Here is a 16,115-nt window from a genome sequence, read left to right as displayed (position 1 = left end):
GTATCCATCCTGCCGAACCTCGACCGCTCATCTGACGCCGTCACATTACATATACGCGGATCGCTGCTAAATTGGCGAAAAGCGCAGCAGCTTTATGCATTGACGCATAAGGAGCGGGCATGGACTGGAACCTCATCAGGGCATTTCTCGCGACGGCCGAGACGGGCTCGCTGTCGGCCGCGGCCCTCGAACTCAAGCTGACGCAACCGACGCTCAGCCGGCAGGTCAGCGCGCTCGAAGTAAGCCTGGGCATCCTGCTCTTCGACCGCGTCGGGCGCTCGCTGGTGCTGACGCCCTCGGGCAAGGATCTGCTCGTGCACGTGCGGCGCATGGGAGAGGCTGCCGAGGAACTGGCGCTCGTGGCTTCGGGGCAGGCGCAATCGATCGAGGGGCTGGTCAAGATCTCGGCCAGCGACATCGTCGCCGCCTATGTGCTGCCCCCGCTCCTGCGGCAACTGCACGAGCGGGCGCCGGGCATTCGGGTGCAAATCGTGGCCTCGAACGGGCTGAGCGATATCCTGCGTCGCGAGGCCGATATCGCCATCCGGCATGTCCGCCCTGCCCAGCCGGACCTGGTGGCCCGCCGGTGTCGCGACAGCGCCGCCCATCTCTATTCCTCGCGCTCCTATCTCGTGGCGCGAGGGCGGCCAGAGCGGGTGGAAGACCTGGCGACGGCGGATTTCGTCGGCTTCTTCAGGGTCGAGGATTTGTTGGCGGCGCTGCGCGACGAGCGCGGGCTGCCGCTTACGGTCGAGAACTTCCGCTGGAGCGCCAACAGCTTTGTGGTCGCGCTCGAAATGGTGCGACAAGGACTGGGGATCGGGGTCGTGCAGCGAGAGGCAGCGGAGCGGCATGACGACATCGTTCAGGTGCTGCCCGAACTCGATCCGTTCCCGATCCCGGTCTGGCTGGCGACCCATGCCGAACTCCATACCAGCCGCCGCATACGGCTGGTGTTCGACTTTCTGGCCGAGATGCTTGGCTAGCCGCGCCGGGCGGCGTCGATCGCGGCGACGTCGATCTTCTTCATCTTCATCATGGCGTCGAACGCGCGCTTCGCTTCGTCGCCGCCCGCGATCATCGCTTCGCTCAGCGTGCGCGGGGTGATCTGCCAGGAAAGGCCCCACCTGTCCTTGCACCAGCCGCAGGCGCTCTCCTCCCCGCCATTGCCGACGATGGCGTTCCAGTAGCGATCGGTTTCCTCCTGATCGTCGGTGGCGATCTGGAAGGAAAAGGCCTCGCTGTGCTTGAAGGCCGGCCCGCCATTGAGGCCGATGCAGGGCACGCCGCAGATGGTGAATTCGACGGTGAGCACCTCGCCGGCCTTGCCGGAGGGATTGTCGCCGGGCGCACGGCGCACCGCCGTTACCTTGCTGTCTGGGAAGAGCTCGGCATAAAAGCGCGCGGCCTCCTCGGCTTCCTTGTCGTACCAGATGCAAATGGTGTTCTTGGCAATCGCCATCGTTCGTCCCCTTGCTGTGATTTCGAGCCTATCCTGAAATGCAACGAGACGCGCGAGCGTTCCGCCTCAGACGCCGGCTTTGTCGGGCACGCGCTGGAGAACAGAGCCCAATGCCGCATAGAGCGGCCGGAATAGGGTCGGCAGATTCCGCGATGCGCCGAGGCTGTCGGCGGCGACGAGATCGCTGGCGAGGAGTTCGAAAACCGTGAGGTCCGCACGGCTGCCGACTTCGAGGTTGCGCGCCGATTCGAGCCCGAGAACGCTGCGAGGACGCTCTGAAATCGCAAGGACGCAATCTTCGAGGGGAAGACCGATGGCGAGGAGTTTCGAGGCGGTCGTGGCCAGGTCGTAGACGGGACCGCGGATATTGCGCTGGTGGAGGTCGGTCGAGATCGAGAACGGCTTGAAGCCCGCGAGGAGCGCGCGTTCGGCCATGTCGAAACTGTAGGACGCGGCGCCGTGGCCGACATCGAACCGCACGCCGCGGGCGGCGGCCGCGCAGGCCAGGGCCACGCGCTCTGGGGTCTCGAAGAGCGCCGTGCCCTGCTTGCCGTGGAAGCAATGGGTGACGAGATCGCCCGGCGCGAGGAGTTCGAGGACGTCTTCGACGGCCGGCGGGGCCTCCCCGATATGGACCATCAGCGAAAGGCCGGCTTCGTCAGCCACTGCGCGTGCGATGCGGAGAGGTTCGAGGCCCCATTGGCCGACGACGAGGCCGCTGCACCGGACCTTTACGCCGCAGATGACGTCGCGATTGGCGGCGATCACGCGCCTTGTGCGCTCGACGTCGATCGAGCCGGGACCGGAGAGTTCGGAGACACGGTTGGCGGCGACCAGTCCGATCGAGCCGATATTGATGAAGGCCTTTATGGTTTCGCGTTGGCGCTCGAGGACGTATTCGCGCAGACCGTGGAAAGTGGCCTCGCCTGCCGAGCCGGCATCGGCCATGGCGGTGACGCCACGGTTGAGGCCTGCTTCATCGGCGCGGACGGAAAAGTCGGAGCCGCCATACCAGACATGGACGTGCAGGTCTGCCCAGCCGGGGGAGACGAAGGCGCCGCGGCAATCGATGCGCTCGGCGCCGGCGACCGGTTCGGCGCAGACGAAGCCTTGCGCGTCGACATGGATGTCGCGCGGGCCGGCAGCGTCGGGAAAGCCGATCGGCCGGACGTGTTCAAGCGAATAGCCGCCCATATGCGCTCTCAATGCTCGCCGGCGAAAAGATGGACATGCTCGGGCAGCGGCCGCAACCAGATCGTCTGGCCCGGACGCACATCCGGCCGCCCCTTGCAGGAAATGGTCATCTCGCCGCCTGCCGTGCGGGCGACGATCATCGTCTCGGCGCCGGTCGGCTCGACCACCGCCACATTGGCCATGAAGGCGCCCGGCGTCTCGGTGGTGGCAAGATCGAGGTGCTCGGGGCGGATGCCCAGCACCACGTCGGCGGTCGATGGCAGGTCCCTGCCCCTCTCCAGGGCGATGCGCTCGCCCATCGGGCCGATGAAGGTGGCGCCGCCCTCGGTGCGTTCGAGCTTTCCGGCGAGGAAGTTCATTGAGGGGGAGCCGATGAAGCTGGCTACGAACTGGTTGGCCGGGCGGTCATAGAGTTCGAGCGGCGTGCCGACCTGCTCGATGCGACCGCCGCGCATGACCACGATCCGGTCGGCCATGGTCATGGCCTCGATCTGGTCGTGCGTAACGTAGATCATGGTGGTGCCGAGGCGCTGGTGGAGCTCCTTGATCTCGGCCCGCATCTTGACGCGCAGCTTGGCGTCGAGATTGGACAGCGGCTCGTCGAAAAGGAAGACGCGCGGCGAACGCACGATGGCGCGCCCCATGGCGACACGCTGGCGCTGGCCGCCGGAAAGCTGGCGCGGATAGCGCTCGAGCAGGTCTTCGAGGCCGAGCGTGCGGGCCGCCTCGGCCACCCGCTCCTTGATCGCGGCAGCTTTCTCGCCGCGCATCTTGAGGGGGAAGCCGATATTGGCCGCCACCGTCTTGTTGGGATAAAGCGCGTAGTTCTGGAACACCATGGCGATGTCGCGGTCCTTGGGGAGCAGCGCGTTCATCACCGAGCCGCCGATGCGGACCTCGCCGCCCGAAATGGTTTCGAGCCCGGCGATCATCCGCAGAAGCGTGGACTTGCCGCATCCGGAGGGGCCGACCAGCACGACGAATTCGCCGTCGGTGATCGAAACGTCGATGCCATGGAGCACATGGGCATCGCCGTAGGACTTGCGCACATCGACGATATCGACATTGGCCATCAGTTGAGCTCCAGACTTTCGGGAGAAGCGAAATGGGCCTCGGAGGCTTCGAGTGAAGCGACCTCGATGGGCGGTCGCCCGGCATTGGCGATGATCTCGCGGGCAGCGACCATGTCCTTGAGGCCGAAGCCGGAGATGACGCAGACCGTGAGCGCATCGGGATCGAGCGAACCCTTGTCGGCCGCCTCGATCATCGCCGCCAGGGCATAGGCCCCGTGCGGTTCGGCGAAGACACCCTCCTGCCGCGCGAGCTCGCCCTGGGCGGCGCGGATGGCATCATCCTCCATGATCTGGAGCGTGCCGCCGGAAGCCTGGATCGATTGCCATGCCCAATGGCCATCGAGCGGCAGGTAATAGCCGGTCTGGTATTGCGGCTCATCCATGCGATCCACCGGCGCGAAATAGGCGCGGCGCTGGCCACCGCGCAGTTGCGGCACCGTGTCGGCGAGGCCGACGGCAACGAGATCGGAAAACGCCTTGAAGACGCCGCCGGCGAGGCCGCCGCCGCCGACGGGCGCGAAGACGACGTCAGGATTACGCCCGAGCGTGGCGGCGATTTCATAGCCGATCGCCTTGGCGCCTTCGACCATATAGGGGTTGATGGGGCGCGCCGAGATCATCGGCACGAGGCCGTGGCGCGCGCAGAAATCGGGCAGCCCCTTGAGCGCGGAAAAATACGGCCCCGGCCCGCCATCGCCACGCGGGGACGGCAGCAGGAAGACCTGCGCGCCATAGATTTCGATCTGCTGGCGCTTGGCCTCGGCGGTCTCGTGCGACACCCAGATATCAGCGCGTCCGCCGGTATGGGCGGCATAGGCAGCCAGCGCATTGCCGACATTGCCGGACGACACGGTAGCAAAGCGGCGACGGCCCAGTTCGCGCGCCTTGGAGATGGCAATGGCGACCTGCCGATCCTTGAAGGAGCCGGTGGGGTTGGAGCCTTCGAGCTTGAAATAGAGATGACGCAGGCCCAAGCGACGCGCGAGATTGTGCGAGCGCACTAGCGGAGTGTTGCCTTCGCCCAGGCTCACCGCAGACTCGGGCGCGGCCAGCGGCATCAGCTCGGCGAAACGTTCGGCCATCGGGCCGGGCTGCCGCCAGCTTTGTGCGAGGCGGCCGTCTTCGCGGATGCGGTCATGGTCGTATTGCACGTCCAGCTCGCCGCCGCATTCGGGGCAGGAATAGTGCTCGGCCGCAGGCAGTTTGGCGTTGCAGGAGAGACAACGGAGATGCGCAGTCATCGTGGATTATCCTGAGAGAAAGCGAGAGGGCCGGAGGCCTTGACGATAGCGCCGCGAGCCATGACCCCAGCAGGCGCCGCGAAACGGTCGAGCCGTTCCAGCGGATCGTCGTCGAACACCAGAAGATCGGCGGCGTAGCCGGGCGCAATGCGGCCGATCTGCCTGTCGAAATGGAGAGCCGCCGCCGCTTCGAGGGTCGCGGCGCGTAGGGCCTCGACCGAAGACATGCCGCCCCGCTCCAGCCAGACGAGTTCCAGCGCGGTATCGGAGAAAGGCGTATCGCGCACGCCGGCATCGGTGCCGCAGACGAAGGGGATGCCCATGGCGAGCATCCGACCGAAATTCTCGATCATGAGATCGAATTGCTGCAATTGATGGCTCGCATCGGGAGACGCTGACGGGTCCTGACGCAGGCGCTCGAGCGCGCGCGTAGCCGTCGAGAGATTGGCCATGACACGCGAGCCGCTATCGCGCACCAGCCCGGCAATCGCCGGATCGAAATGACGCTCCAGCGCACCCTGGTCGTTGCGGACGAAAAAGGCGCAGTGTTCGAGGCTATCGAAACGCGCCAGTGCGCCGCGCCTGATGCTTTCGGGCGCGAGAACATGCACTACGCTCGGCAGATCAGCCCGGCGCGCGTGCCCGGCAACATGATCGAAGACGAATTGCGGATAGGCCGCGCTTTCCGGCAGGGTGCCTGGGGTCATGCCGCCGCCGCTGCCCATGAGCTTGAGGCTGCGCGCGCCATGCTCGCGACCGATCTGGATGACCGCATCGATCTCGGCAATGGTATCGGCCTCCCCACCCATCATGTGGAGGTGTCCGCGCGTGATGGTGATGGGCGGTCCCGACATCACGAGACGCGGAAGCGTGACCGGGTGCAGGTCCGGCCGCCGCGCCAGCGCCAGCAATTCGAGGCTCGAACCGCAATCGCGCGCGGTGGTGACGCCGCTTTCCAGCAGCACGCGGGCATTGCCGATGGCACGCAACAGACGCTCGCTGACCGGCTCCTTCTCGAACTCGGCCAGCGGACGCGAGGACGCGCTGAATTCGAGATGGACATGCGTGTTGATGAGGCCGGGGAGCAGCGGCCGCTCGCCGAGATCGACCACGCGCCATTCCGGCCCAAGCTCGGCGGCGGCCGAGATCGGAGCAAGTTCGCCAATGACGCCCTGCTCGATGAGGACTGCGCGGGGCTCGTAGCGGCCGGGGGGATCAAGCCAGACGCGCCGCGAAACGAGGCAGAGTTTTTCCGTTGACTGATGCACGGGCCCTATCCCTTCACCGCGCCGCTCGTCATGCCGGAGACGAGATAGCGTTGCACGAGAAGGAAGAAACAGGCGGCGGGCAGCGCGAAGATCACGGAAGCCGCCATCATCTCGTTCCAGGCGATGGTGTACTGCCCCTCAAAGGAGGTCAGCGCCACCGAGAGCACCCAATTGCTCTGTGAGGAAATGAGGGTGCGGGCGAGGAAGAACTCGTCCCAGGCAGAGATGAAGGACATGACGGTGACGACGACGAGGCCCGGCGCCGCCAGAGGCAGCGTGACGCGATAGAAGGCGGCCACGCGCCCGCAACCATCGATCTGCGCCTGTTCCTCCAGGTCGATCGGAATGCGATCGAAAAAACCCTTCATCAGCCAAGTGGCGAGCGGCAGCACGAAGGCGGAATCCGCGATGGCGAGGCCGATGAGCGAATTGTAGAGGCCGAGCTGGCGGAAGATCACGTAGAGCGGCACGACGATGAGGGCTGCCGGCAGCATCTGCGAGAACATGATGAGCAGCGAGAACCCGCCCGTCAGGCGCGTCTTGAAGCGCGAGAGCGCGTAGCCGGCATTGACCGAAACCACGGTGCAGAAGATCGCGGTCGAAACCGAGACCAGCGCCGTGTTCTGCAACCATTGCAGCAGGGGTCGCTCGGCAAAGATCTTCTCATAGGCGCCGAGCGAGAGCTCGTCGGGAATGATCCGCGGCGGCCATTGGAAGAGGGATTGCGTGCTCGCCGAGGACACGAACATCCAATAATAGGGGAACACCACAAGGGCGGCACAGGCCAGCGTCAGCAGGAACAGCCCGACGGCGATCGCCCGGCGCAGGAAGGTCGGGCTCATTGCGTATCCCTCTGGCGCAGCAGCGCGATGTAGTAGATGAGGCTGAAGACCAGGAGGATCACCAGCAGGGCCGTGCCGATGGCCGCGGCATAGCCGATGCGCTGGTAGTCGAAGGCCGTGTTGTAGGTAAGGATCGAGAGCGTTTCCGTCGCCCGCGCCGGCCCGCCGCCCGTCATGGCGTAGATCATGGTCACGCGGCGGAAGGAATTGAGGATCAGCAGCAGTACCAGCACCACGTTGACGGCGCGCAGGCCCGGCATGGTGACGTGGATGAAGCGCGACCAGGCATTGGCGCCATCGACCATCGCCGCTTCATATTCTTCCTTGGGAATGGTCTGGAGGCCGGCAAGGAGAATGAGCATGGCCAGCGGGAATTGCTGCCATGAGGTGACGAGCACAAGGGCCGGCAGGGCCAGGTCGCGGTTGGCGAGCCAGGCCAGCGGCTCGCGGATCAGGCCAACCGAGACCAGCGCATAGTTTATGACGCCGAACTGCGCATCGAGCATCCAGACGAAGATGAGGACCGCCACCACTTCGGGGATGGCCCAGGGCAGAATGAAGAGCGTGCGGATGAGGCCGCGCCCGGGAAAATTGCGATTGAGCAGCAGCGCAAAGCCCAGGCCGAGCAGATAGGTGCAGACCATCGAGGCTGCGCCATAGATGAAGGTGACGCGCACCGCGTTCCAGAAATAGGGATCGACGAAGAGGCGCTCGTAATTGGCAAGGCCGATGAACTTGCCGCGTGCATAATTGAGAATGCGCGTATCGAAAAAGCTGAGCAGGATGCCCTGCACGATCGGGTAGATGAGCAGGCCCGTCATCAAGAGGCCCGCTGGCGCCACCAGCCAGACCGGCAGCCAGTCGAAGCGCCGCATGTTGCGCGCGGCCAAGGCCTCGCGTTTCGCCAGAAACGACATCTTAGAGATTTTCTCCCGACCGCAGGAAAGTGCGCTGGAACAGCGGGCCTGCCGGGCGCGTATCAACCCGGCAGGCCGAAGCGACTAGAGCGACTTGGACCAGTCCTCGAGCGCCTTCTGGGCATCATCGAGACCCTGCTGCACCGAGACTTCGCCGGCATAGATGCGGGCCAGGTTGTCCGCCGCGATCTGGCGGAACTCGGGGGCCTGGATGGCATAGCCCGGAGGCGCATAGCCGATGCCGCCCGGATACTTGGCCGCGATCTCGGCCATCTTGCCGACCCAGGCATGGGTCTTGAGGAACTCGGCACTCGGCTCGACCTTGGTGCCGGGGATCTGCAGCAGGTCTTCGAGGTAATGCTGCTGGGCGGTCGGATCGAGGATCACTTCGAGCAGCTTGCAGGCATCCTCCTTGTGCGGAGACGCTTCCGGCACGACGTAGAAGGCGCCGCCGGTGACGGCAGCGTGGGTCGGGGTCGGCATGACTTCAAAGCCCACTTCCGGCAGCAGGTCCGGATTGGTGTTGGCCACCTGGTTGATGACCCAGGGCCCATCGACCATGAACGCGGCCTTGCCCTCGGCGAACATCGTGCGCACCGAATTGGCGTCGAGCCCCTTGGGGCTGATCTGGTCGTCGAGGAAGCTCTTGATGAGCGTGACGGCCTCGACATTGCGCGGATCGTTGGCGGTGATGGCGCCATCGGGCTTGGACCAGTCCGAGCCCATGCCGATGATCCACTGCATGCTCACGATATAGGTGAAGAGCGTGTTGGAATCATTGGGGAACACATAGCCCCACTGCCCGGTCTTCTCCTTGACGGCCTTGGCCGCCGCCACGAATTCCTCGACGGTCGTGGGAATGCCCACGCCCGCCTCGTCGAGCAGCTTCTTGTTGTAGATCAGCGATTGCGGGCTCATCGTGACCGGCAGGCCATAGGTCTTGCCATCGATCACGGCAAAGCTCACCGACGGCAGGATGCGATCCTTGAAGGAGCTGCCGGCGATGCAATCATCGAGCGGCGCCAGCACGCCGGCGTCGACCATCGGCGCGATCATGTTGGTATAGGCCGGCATGAAGTCCGGCACGTCGCCGCCGGCGATCTGCGTGGTGATGGTCTGCTCGTAACTGGTATTAGGAATCAGGGTCGCCTCGACCTTGATATTGGGGTTGGCTGCCTCGAACGCGGCCACCCGATCCTTGTTCCACGGACCGACCCCACCCTCTTCCCACATCCAGCTGGGATACTTGAAGGTATAGGCCTCCTGCGCCGGAGCCGCGGCGGTCAGCGCCAGCAGCGACACAGCGGCTGCAAATAGTGCTTTCATATTTCCCTGCCCTTTGAGCATATAACTCCCTCCAGACGGATTTCCTTCCGTTCATGGTATAGGTATCATACATGTATGATCTGGTACGGCAAGATGAATCAGCAGCTCGCAACCGATAGGGCCCCGGACAAGACCAAGGCGCTGGCCCACACGATCCGCGAGGCCATCGCGGCGGGCGAGTATGCGGCGGGCGAAATGCTGCCCTCGGAGCGCGAGCTCATGGAGCACCACGACCTTTCGCGCACCACGGTCCGCCGCGCCATCCAGTTGCTGGTCGATGAGGGGCACGTCTATCGCCGCGCCGGCAGCGGCACCTTCGTCTCCGATGCCCCGGAAGTCGTGGGCAGGCCGGCGGTGCGCGCGAGCGGCACGCCGACCATGTCCCTCATCATCCCGACCTTCTCGAACCCGCTTTATGCCGAGATGATCGATGGCATCGAGCGCGAGGCCCGCGAACACGGCCTCAAGCTCATGACCAACCAGTCGGGCTATTCGCTGCAGAGCGAGAGCGACCAGCTCACCGAACTTGCCGCCGACCCGCATGTGCGCGGCGTCATCGTCGTGCCGAGTTCGGTGGAAGCCTCATCGCTCGGCGCGCGCAAGTACATGGCGACCGGAAAACCCCTGGTTTACATGGGCCGCTGGCCGACCGACCTGCCGGCAGACGGCGCCAGCGCCGACTATCTCGCGGCCGGCCGCATCGCCGTCGAGCACCTGCTTGCGCAGGGTCATCGCCGTATCGCCTATGTCGAGGGCGCGCCGAACCTGCCCGGTTTCTCCCTGCTCGACGGCTATTCCCAGGCGCTGCGCAATGCCCACATCGCCACGCACAAGGAACTGGTACGCATCACCGACCTCGCCTCCGAAGAGGCCGGCCGACGGGCAGTCGAGGCGCTTCTGGCAGAGGGCGTCGAGTTTACGGCCGTCTTCGCCCGCAACGACGTCACCGCCCTCGGCGTCGTCCAGGCGCTGCGCGCCGCTTCGATCGCCATTCCCAAGCAGGTGGCCGTGGCGAGCGTCAACGACAGCCTCCTTGCGCGCTCGATGGAGCCGCCGCTGACCAGCGTCCATATCTATCCCGAAACCCTCGGCCGCATGTGCTTCCGGCTGCTGCATGACCGCATGACCGGCGCCTATGACGGCCCGGCGCTGCATGTGTCGATCACGCCCTCGCTGATCGCCCGCACTTCGACGGCACAATAGATACCAGATACATGATACCTGTATTACAAAATCCGGCCTCCAACGTGCAGCGTTTCGTCGTCGGCAGCTATACCGAGCCCTATGGCCCGTTCCGTGCCATCGGCGAAGGTATCTCGCTGGTCTCCCTGCACCCGACCGGCAGGCTCGAGATCCTGGCGCAGCTCGCCCTGCCCAATCCAGCCTATCTGCGCCCGCTTTCGGCCGACCGCATCACCGTGGCTATCGAGACCGACGATGACCGCGCCAGCATCGCACTGGTACGCGTCGGGAGCGATGCACTTGAGCTGGAGGAGCGCGTCGCGACGCCTGGCCGCATCCCGTGCCATGTCGACCTTCATCCCGCGGGCTCCTGGCTCGCGGGCGCATGCTACGGAACCGGGGAGGTGTTTGCCCTGCCGCTGACCGAGGGCCGCTTGCAGCCCGACCGCATGATCACCACCCGCCACGCCGGCAGCAGCGTGCATCCCGTTCGACAGACCGGCCCACACCCTCACGCAGCCCGCTTTTCTCCCGACGGCGATTGGTTGATCGTGCCGGACCTCGGCACCGACACGGTTTCCGCCTATCCCTTTGACGAGGCTCGTGGCCCCGACTTCTCGCATGCTCGCCTCTGGCAAGCCCCGGCCGGCAGCGGTCCGCGTCTTCCGCTCTTTAGCGGCAACGGCCAGTACATCGTGCTGGTCGAGGAAATCGCCTCTCGCCTGGTCAGCCTGCGCTGGAACGACGGCGAGCTCAGCGAATGTCACCGTATTTCCAGCCTCATCGACCCGTTCCCGGGTGAAAACACCGCGGCAGGCTTGCGCTGGCATCCATCAGGACGCCTGGTCGGGGTCTCCAATCGCGGCGCCGACGCCATCTCGCTCTTCGCGTTCGACCCGGAAACCGGCCGCCTTACGCCCTGGCGCCAGATCCCCAGCGGCGGCACGAAGCCTCGCGACTTCGAATTCTCATCGTGTGGCGCCTGGCTGATTACCACCAACCAGAACGGCGACTGCCTGGCGGTCTATGCGCTCGAGGAGGATGGCGTGCGGGATACGGGCGAACGCCTGACCGTGCGTTCGCCCTCGTGCATTCGGCAGATATCAGGTGGCGAAGGCTAGCGTGCCGAGCGAAGACCTGGCTTCGTAGCGCGCACCGCGTTGCAGCGGGACGGGGCCGATCCTCGCGCCGGTGATGATGATGTCCCCTGCCGAGAGCGGCTTGCCGCGTTTGGCTGCATAATCGGCCAGCCAGATCAGGCCCGACGCGAAGCCATCGTCCGGCCATGGCGCATGATGCCGGCCTGCATCCGCGCCATCGCGATAGAATTCGATGGCTATCTCGGTGGCTTGCGCCTTCGCGGGTAGACGTGCGTCGCCCACGATGACGCCGGCATTGTTGAGATTGTCGGCAAGGACGGACGACGCATCCACGGCCTTGGGCTGCTTGTAGCGCGAACCGAAGAGTTCGAAGGCCAGATGGAAGCTGCGAATGGCAGCTCTTGCCTGGTCTTCCATGCTGTCGGCGAGCAATGATGCGCCGAGCGTCAGGGCGACTTCGACCTCGACGGCCGGTGGCATGTTGCCGGCGAGAGATGCGCCACCAGGCAGCGGTTCGCCGCGCAGGGGTGCCGCCAGCCAGCCGCCATCCGGGGTCGCCCCGATCTTCCAGCCGCAGCTGGGATATCGCGCGATATAGGCTGACTGAACGGCCAGCGCCTCGTCCGTATCGGCGGGGCGCAGATCATCGGGGAGCGCATCGATGGTCTGGCCTTGCCGCCAGAGCGTCTCCAGAAAATCGGCCGTGGCCTCGGCCGAAATCAACGTCCGGCTCCGGCGCGGAAGCGACCATCGAGGGGCGGCATGCAGCGCACCCAATCGGGATCGCTCTCGCGGGAGGCGAGTTCGGACTTGAGGGCAACGAGGCCACCGGTCGAGTCGATCCGGGCGATGCGCTCGGCCGCGAGAGCAGCGAGCGAGTGGGCATTCGGCCCCTTGGGGTCGCTGTAGAGGGCGACGAGATCCTCGACATAGAGATTGGGCAGGCCGCCGATCATGCCGGCGCCGCCGGCATGGAGGAGATGGGGCAGCACGCGATCATCGCCGGTGAAGATCGCCAGGTCCGGGAACGCCTTCACATAGGCAAGGCCGCTTTCGATATTGCCGGTCGAATCCTTGACGCCGGCAATCGGGGCGCCCTTGCCGGCGCGCAGGGCACGGATGAGGTCGTGCGTGATGGTGACCCCGCTCATGGCCGGGATGTTGTAGAGCACGAGGCGAACATTGGGTCGGCCGGCGCGCTCGAAAAGGGCTTCGTAGAAGGAGACGAGGCCAGCCACGCTCGGGCTGCCATAGTAGAAGGGCGGCAGGACCAGGACTTCACGGCAGCCGAGTTCGGCCAGATCGGCGAGCTCCTGCGCGGCGGTGCCGACCGAAGAGGTCATGATAGCGGGCAGCAGCTGGTCGGTGCGGATGCCGGCGGCGAGGAGCGCCTCTACGGCCTCACGTTTCTCCGGGGACGAAAACGCCACGCCCTCCCCCGTGCTCCCGAAGGTCGAAACGCGGCTGCCGCCCTTGGCGAGAAGATCGCGGGCATGGGCGACAAGGCGCTCGGTATCGATCGAGAGATCCGCCCGAACGGGCGTCAGGATGGCGGTGATGATGCCGCCGAGGGAGGAGGATGTGGTGCTTTGCTCGTTCATGGAAATACCGCTGAGTGCAATTGCGAAAAGGATGGCGGCACGTAGCCGAGGTTGCGGGACATATCGAGGCAGGCTGCGATGAGCATGCGGGCGATTTCGGGGGCGCGGCTGGCGATGATTTCGGGGTCGGTACCCGAGATCGAGCAGCCGCCGATGACGCGTCCATCGGCGCCAAAGACCGGCGCGCCGACGCAGTAATTGCCGGTTTCGTTTTCGCCGTTATCGAAGGAATAGCCGCGCGCCCGGATCTCGCCGAGTTCGCTGATCAGCGCCTCGAGATCGGTGATGGTGTTGGGCGTGACCCGCGGCATGCCCATGCGCTCGAGAATGGAGCGGACTTCGGCCTCGGGCAAATGCGCGAGGATAGCCTTGCCGACGCCGGTGCAATGCATCGGCATGCGATCGCCGACGGCGGTGCGGGCGATGAGGCGGCGCGAGGATTCGACGGCATAGATGTAAAGGATGCGGTCGCCTTCGAGGAAGGTGAAGTAGACCGATTCCCCGGCCTTGTCGGCGAGAGCGCGCACGTGCGGCGCGGCGCGATCACGGATCTCGACGTTGACGCGGACCGATTGCGAGAGGGCGAGGATGCCGGTGCCCAGAGCATAGGCTTCGCCACCGATCTTCTCGATGAGGCCTTCGGCGACGAGTGAGCGCAGGATGGCGTGGGTCGTGCTCTTGGGCATATCGAGCCGGGCGCTGATCTCGGCGAGAGGGAGGCGCGGCTCCTGGGCGCTGAAGAGCTTGAGGACCCGCACGGCCTTGGCGAGGCTCTTGTTGGTGGAAGGCTTGGCTTTGGTGACCGTCACGACGCGATCTCTCCCTCGTTCTGCTCGGGCACTACGCCCGCGAGGTCCAGGCTGTCGGCGAAGTGGCAAGCCGCCCAATGGCCTGGTCCGATCTCGCGCAGCGTCGGCGTAGCGCTCTTGCAAACATCACCCGCATAGCGACAGCGGGGATGAAAATAGCAACCTGTCGGGGGATTGGCCGCGCTGGCGACTTCACCACCCAATATTATGGTTTCGTCGGCTAGATCCGGATCCGGCTTGGGTACCGCCGACAGAAGCGCCTCGGTATAGGGGTGCCGGGGACGAGTATACAAGTCCTCAGTTGAAGCCAATTCGATGATTTTGCCGACATACATGACCGCGACGCGATCGGCGATATGTTCAACTACGCTCAAGTCATGGGCAACAAAGATAAAGCTCAGATTCAACTCGCGCTGCAAGCGCTGCAGCAGGTTGAGAATTTGCGCCTGGATGGAGACGTCGAGCGCGGACACCGGCTCATCGGCAACCAGCAATACCGGATTGGTGACCAGTGCCCGGGCGATACAGACGCGCTGGCGCTGGCCGCCGGAGAAGGCATTGGGATAGCGCGACAGATGCGCGGGGTTGAGCCCGCACATCTCGGCGATGCGTTCGACGCGCTGGGCGATCTCGCGCTCCGGCACCTTCTGCGCCCGCAACGGCTCGCCGATGATCTCGCGCACGGTCATGCGCGGAGAGAGCGAGGAGAACGGGTCCTGGAAGACCATGTTCATGTATGGCCGCACGGACTTGAGCGTCTTCTTGTCGGCACCGGCGAGATCGATGGAAAGATCGTCGCCAGGCATGAACCGGGCCGAACCGGCGGTGGGATCGATGGCGCGGATGATGCAGCGGCCGAGCGTGGTCTTGCCGCAACCGGATTCCCCGACGAGGCCGAGCACCTCGCCCTGGGCCAGCTCGAAGCTCACATCGTCCACGGCTTTGACATAGCCGGTGACCTTGCGCGTCAGCCCGCTTTCGACCGGGTAGTATTTCTTGAGGCCTTCGACCTTGAGAAGCGGCTTAGTGGACATGAGCGGCCTCCTGGGCAAGGCCGGCAGCCGCGAGGACTTCGGGGTACTTGAAGCAGGCGGACTTGTGGCCGGCAGCGACATCGACCAGCGGCGGCACGGCACGATCGCAGATGCCGCTCATGGCGACGGGGCAGCGCGGGAAGAACCCGCAGGCCTTGGGCTTGTTGATGGGGATCGGCACGTTGCCGCCGATCGATTGCAGCGGTTCGCCCGAGCGCTTGCCGATGCGGGGCACCGAAGCCATGAGGCCACGCGTATAGGGGTGTTTGGGCGCACGGAAGAGGTCGCGGACGGGCGCCTGTTCGACGATCGAGCCCATGTACATGACGGCGACATCGTCGGCCATGCGCGCGATGACGCCGAGGTCATGCGAAATGTAGAGGATGGCCATGCCGAGGTCGCGCTGCAGGTCGCGCATCAGGCGCAGGACCTGCGCCTGGACGGTGACGTCGAGGGCCGTGGTGGGTTCGTCGGCGATCAGAAGGCGCGGCTGGGAGGCCAGCGCCATGGCGATCATGGCGCGCTGGCGCATGCCGCCCGAAAGATGATGCGGGTATTTCTTCAGCGTCTCGGCGGGTGCCGGGATGCCGACCTTCTGGAGCATGCCGATGGCGATGTCGCGCGCCTGGTGCTTGTCGCGTGTGCGGTGAAGCAGCACGGTTTCGATGAGCTGGTTGCCGATGGTGTGCACCGGGGAGAACGAGGTCATCGGCTCCTGGAAGATCATGGCGCATTCCCCGCCGCGGATACGCAGGAGTTCGGGATCTTCCTTGCCCAGGCCGACGATGTCGGTGGAGGGCTTGTCGGAATAGTGCAGCAGAATCTCGCCGGTGGTGCGGGCGATCTTCGGGCTGATCTTGAGGATCGACTGGGCGGTCATGGTCTTGCCGCAACCGGATTCCCCGACGAGCCCGAGCGTGCGGCCCTGCTGGATGGTGAAGTTGACGCCGTCGGCGGCAACGAGATGGCCCTCCATGAGCGGCAGCACGACGCGCAGGTCCTTGACCTCGAGCAGCGGTTCGCCGGCGGGAAGCATCTTGGTGTGGGCTTGAGCCATGGTGGTCAT

Annotated in this window: 16 protein-coding genes; 3 read left to right on the top strand and 13 right to left on the bottom strand. The window is 65.2% G+C overall.

Annotated elements, in window-relative coordinates:
- Positions 1 to 119: 119 nt before the first annotated feature.
- Positions 120 to 986, top strand: coding sequence for a LysR family transcriptional regulator (locus tag JNE37_RS12735; RefSeq protein ID WP_203063118.1), 867 nt, complete (start codon positions 120 to 122; stop codon positions 984 to 986).
- Here JNE37_RS12735 and JNE37_RS12730 read toward each other — a convergent pair.
- From JNE37_RS12730 to JNE37_RS12695, 8 genes are all read right to left on the bottom strand, one after another.
- A complete protein-coding gene (locus JNE37_RS12730; protein ID WP_203066389.1) occupies positions 983 to 1,456 on the bottom strand; it encodes a VOC family protein in 474 nt (157 codons plus the stop codon). The genes JNE37_RS12735 and JNE37_RS12730 overlap by 4 nt on opposite strands.
- Before the next feature lie 72 nt (positions 1,457 to 1,528).
- Positions 1,529 to 2,656 carry an amidohydrolase/deacetylase family metallohydrolase gene (locus tag JNE37_RS12725; RefSeq protein WP_203063117.1) on the bottom strand — a complete coding sequence of 376 codons (1,128 nt, stop codon included), beginning with the start codon at positions 2,654 to 2,656 and terminating at the stop codon, positions 1,529 to 1,531.
- 8 nt (positions 2,657 to 2,664) lie between these two features.
- Positions 2,665 to 3,729 carry an ABC transporter ATP-binding protein gene (locus JNE37_RS12720; protein ID WP_203063116.1) on the bottom strand — a complete coding sequence of 355 codons (1,065 nt, stop codon included), beginning with the start codon at positions 3,727 to 3,729 and terminating at the stop codon, positions 2,665 to 2,667.
- Positions 3,729 to 4,970, bottom strand: a complete 1,242-nt coding sequence (locus JNE37_RS12715; RefSeq protein ID WP_203063114.1) for a threonine synthase — start codon at positions 4,968 to 4,970, stop codon at positions 3,729 to 3,731. The genes JNE37_RS12720 and JNE37_RS12715 overlap by 1 nt, the downstream gene beginning before the upstream one ends.
- Positions 4,967 to 6,238 (bottom strand): amidohydrolase family protein, encoded by a 1,272-nt coding sequence (locus tag JNE37_RS12710; RefSeq protein WP_203063112.1) that lies wholly within the window; start codon positions 6,236 to 6,238, stop codon positions 4,967 to 4,969. Before JNE37_RS12710 ends, JNE37_RS12715 begins: the two co-directional genes overlap by 4 nt.
- 5 nt (positions 6,239 to 6,243) lie before the next feature.
- The gene (locus JNE37_RS12705) at positions 6,244 to 7,080 is read right to left on the bottom strand and encodes a carbohydrate ABC transporter permease (protein WP_035034642.1); all 837 of its coding nucleotides are present in this window, start codon (positions 7,078 to 7,080) and stop codon (positions 6,244 to 6,246) included.
- Positions 7,077 to 7,997, bottom strand: a complete 921-nt coding sequence (locus JNE37_RS12700; protein WP_035034644.1) for a carbohydrate ABC transporter permease — start codon at positions 7,995 to 7,997, stop codon at positions 7,077 to 7,079. Before JNE37_RS12700 ends, JNE37_RS12705 begins: the two co-directional genes overlap by 4 nt.
- A gap of 84 nt (positions 7,998 to 8,081) precedes the next feature.
- Positions 8,082 to 9,323, bottom strand: a complete 1,242-nt coding sequence (locus tag JNE37_RS12695; protein ID WP_182399453.1) for an ABC transporter substrate-binding protein — start codon at positions 9,321 to 9,323, stop codon at positions 8,082 to 8,084.
- A gap of 93 nt (positions 9,324 to 9,416) precedes the next feature.
- Here JNE37_RS12695 and JNE37_RS12690 point away from each other — a divergent pair, with 93 nt between their 5' ends.
- Positions 9,417 to 10,526, top strand: coding sequence for a GntR family transcriptional regulator (locus JNE37_RS12690; RefSeq protein ID WP_203063104.1), 1,110 nt, complete (start codon positions 9,417 to 9,419; stop codon positions 10,524 to 10,526).
- Positions 10,527 to 10,537: 11 nt separating this feature from the next.
- Complete coding sequence (locus JNE37_RS12685) at positions 10,538 to 11,626, top strand: lactonase family protein (RefSeq protein ID WP_203063102.1); 1,089 nt, start codon at positions 10,538 to 10,540, stop codon at positions 11,624 to 11,626.
- Here the strand turns inward: JNE37_RS12685 and JNE37_RS12680 are convergent.
- The 5 genes from JNE37_RS12680 to JNE37_RS12660 are packed head-to-tail and all read right to left on the bottom strand — an operon-like array spanning position 11,609 to position 16,115.
- Positions 11,609 to 12,328, bottom strand: coding sequence for a 2-keto-4-pentenoate hydratase (locus tag JNE37_RS12680; RefSeq protein WP_203063100.1), 720 nt, complete (start codon positions 12,326 to 12,328; stop codon positions 11,609 to 11,611). The two genes, JNE37_RS12685 and JNE37_RS12680, sit on opposite strands and share 18 nt — an antisense overlap.
- Positions 12,325 to 13,206 carry a dihydrodipicolinate synthase family protein gene (locus tag JNE37_RS12675; RefSeq protein ID WP_052151944.1) on the bottom strand — a complete coding sequence of 294 codons (882 nt, stop codon included), beginning with the start codon at positions 13,204 to 13,206 and terminating at the stop codon, positions 12,325 to 12,327. Before JNE37_RS12675 ends, JNE37_RS12680 begins: the two co-directional genes overlap by 4 nt.
- On the bottom strand, positions 13,203 to 14,015 hold the full coding sequence (locus JNE37_RS12670) for an IclR family transcriptional regulator (protein ID WP_052151946.1): 813 nt from the start codon (positions 14,013 to 14,015) through the stop codon (positions 13,203 to 13,205). Before JNE37_RS12670 ends, JNE37_RS12675 begins: the two co-directional genes overlap by 4 nt.
- Positions 14,012 to 15,049 carry an ABC transporter ATP-binding protein gene (locus tag JNE37_RS12665; RefSeq protein WP_203063098.1) on the bottom strand — a complete coding sequence of 346 codons (1,038 nt, stop codon included), beginning with the start codon at positions 15,047 to 15,049 and terminating at the stop codon, positions 14,012 to 14,014. The genes JNE37_RS12670 and JNE37_RS12665 overlap by 4 nt, the downstream gene beginning before the upstream one ends.
- The gene (locus JNE37_RS12660; RefSeq protein WP_246513237.1) at positions 15,039 to 16,115 is read right to left on the bottom strand and encodes an ABC transporter ATP-binding protein; all 1,077 of its coding nucleotides are present in this window, start codon (positions 16,113 to 16,115) and stop codon (positions 15,039 to 15,041) included. Before JNE37_RS12660 ends, JNE37_RS12665 begins: the two co-directional genes overlap by 11 nt.

Origin of the sequence: Paradevosia shaoguanensis, assembly GCF_016801025.1 — a bacterium.
Lineage (GTDB): Bacteria > Pseudomonadota > Alphaproteobacteria > Rhizobiales > Devosiaceae > Paradevosia > Paradevosia shaoguanensis.
The sequence above is the reverse complement of the archived record's forward strand: the minus strand, read 5'-3'. Positions and strand labels throughout refer to the sequence as shown.

Coding starts and splice junctions, on each gene's coding strand:
- JNE37_RS12735 (WP_203063118.1), top strand. CDS start 120: ATGGACTGGAACCTCATCAGGGCATTTCTCGCGACGGCCGAGACGGGC.
- JNE37_RS12725 (WP_203063117.1), bottom strand. CDS start 2,656: ATGGGCGGCTATTCGCTTGAACACGTCCGGCCGATCGGCTTTCCCGAC.
- JNE37_RS12720 (WP_203063116.1), bottom strand. CDS start 3,729: ATGGCCAATGTCGATATCGTCGATGTGCGCAAGTCCTACGGCGATGCC.
- JNE37_RS12715 (WP_203063114.1), bottom strand. CDS start 4,970: ATGACTGCGCATCTCCGTTGTCTCTCCTGCAACGCCAAACTGCCTGCG.
- JNE37_RS12705 (WP_035034642.1), bottom strand. CDS start 7,080: ATGAGCCCGACCTTCCTGCGCCGGGCGATCGCCGTCGGGCTGTTCCTG.
- JNE37_RS12700 (WP_035034644.1), bottom strand. CDS start 7,997: ATGTCGTTTCTGGCGAAACGCGAGGCCTTGGCCGCGCGCAACATGCGG.
- JNE37_RS12695 (WP_182399453.1), bottom strand. CDS start 9,323: ATGAAAGCACTATTTGCAGCCGCTGTGTCGCTGCTGGCGCTGACCGCC.
- JNE37_RS12690 (WP_203063104.1), top strand. CDS start 9,417: ATGAATCAGCAGCTCGCAACCGATAGGGCCCCGGACAAGACCAAGGCG.
- JNE37_RS12685 (WP_203063102.1), top strand. CDS start 10,538: ATGATACCTGTATTACAAAATCCGGCCTCCAACGTGCAGCGTTTCGTC.
- JNE37_RS12675 (WP_052151944.1), bottom strand. CDS start 13,206: ATGAACGAGCAAAGCACCACATCCTCCTCCCTCGGCGGCATCATCACC.
- JNE37_RS12665 (WP_203063098.1), bottom strand. CDS start 15,049: ATGTCCACTAAGCCGCTTCTCAAGGTCGAAGGCCTCAAGAAATACTAC.
- JNE37_RS12660 (WP_246513237.1), bottom strand. CDS start 16,115: ATGACCACCATGGCTCAAGCCCACACCAAGATGCTTCCCGCCGGCGAA.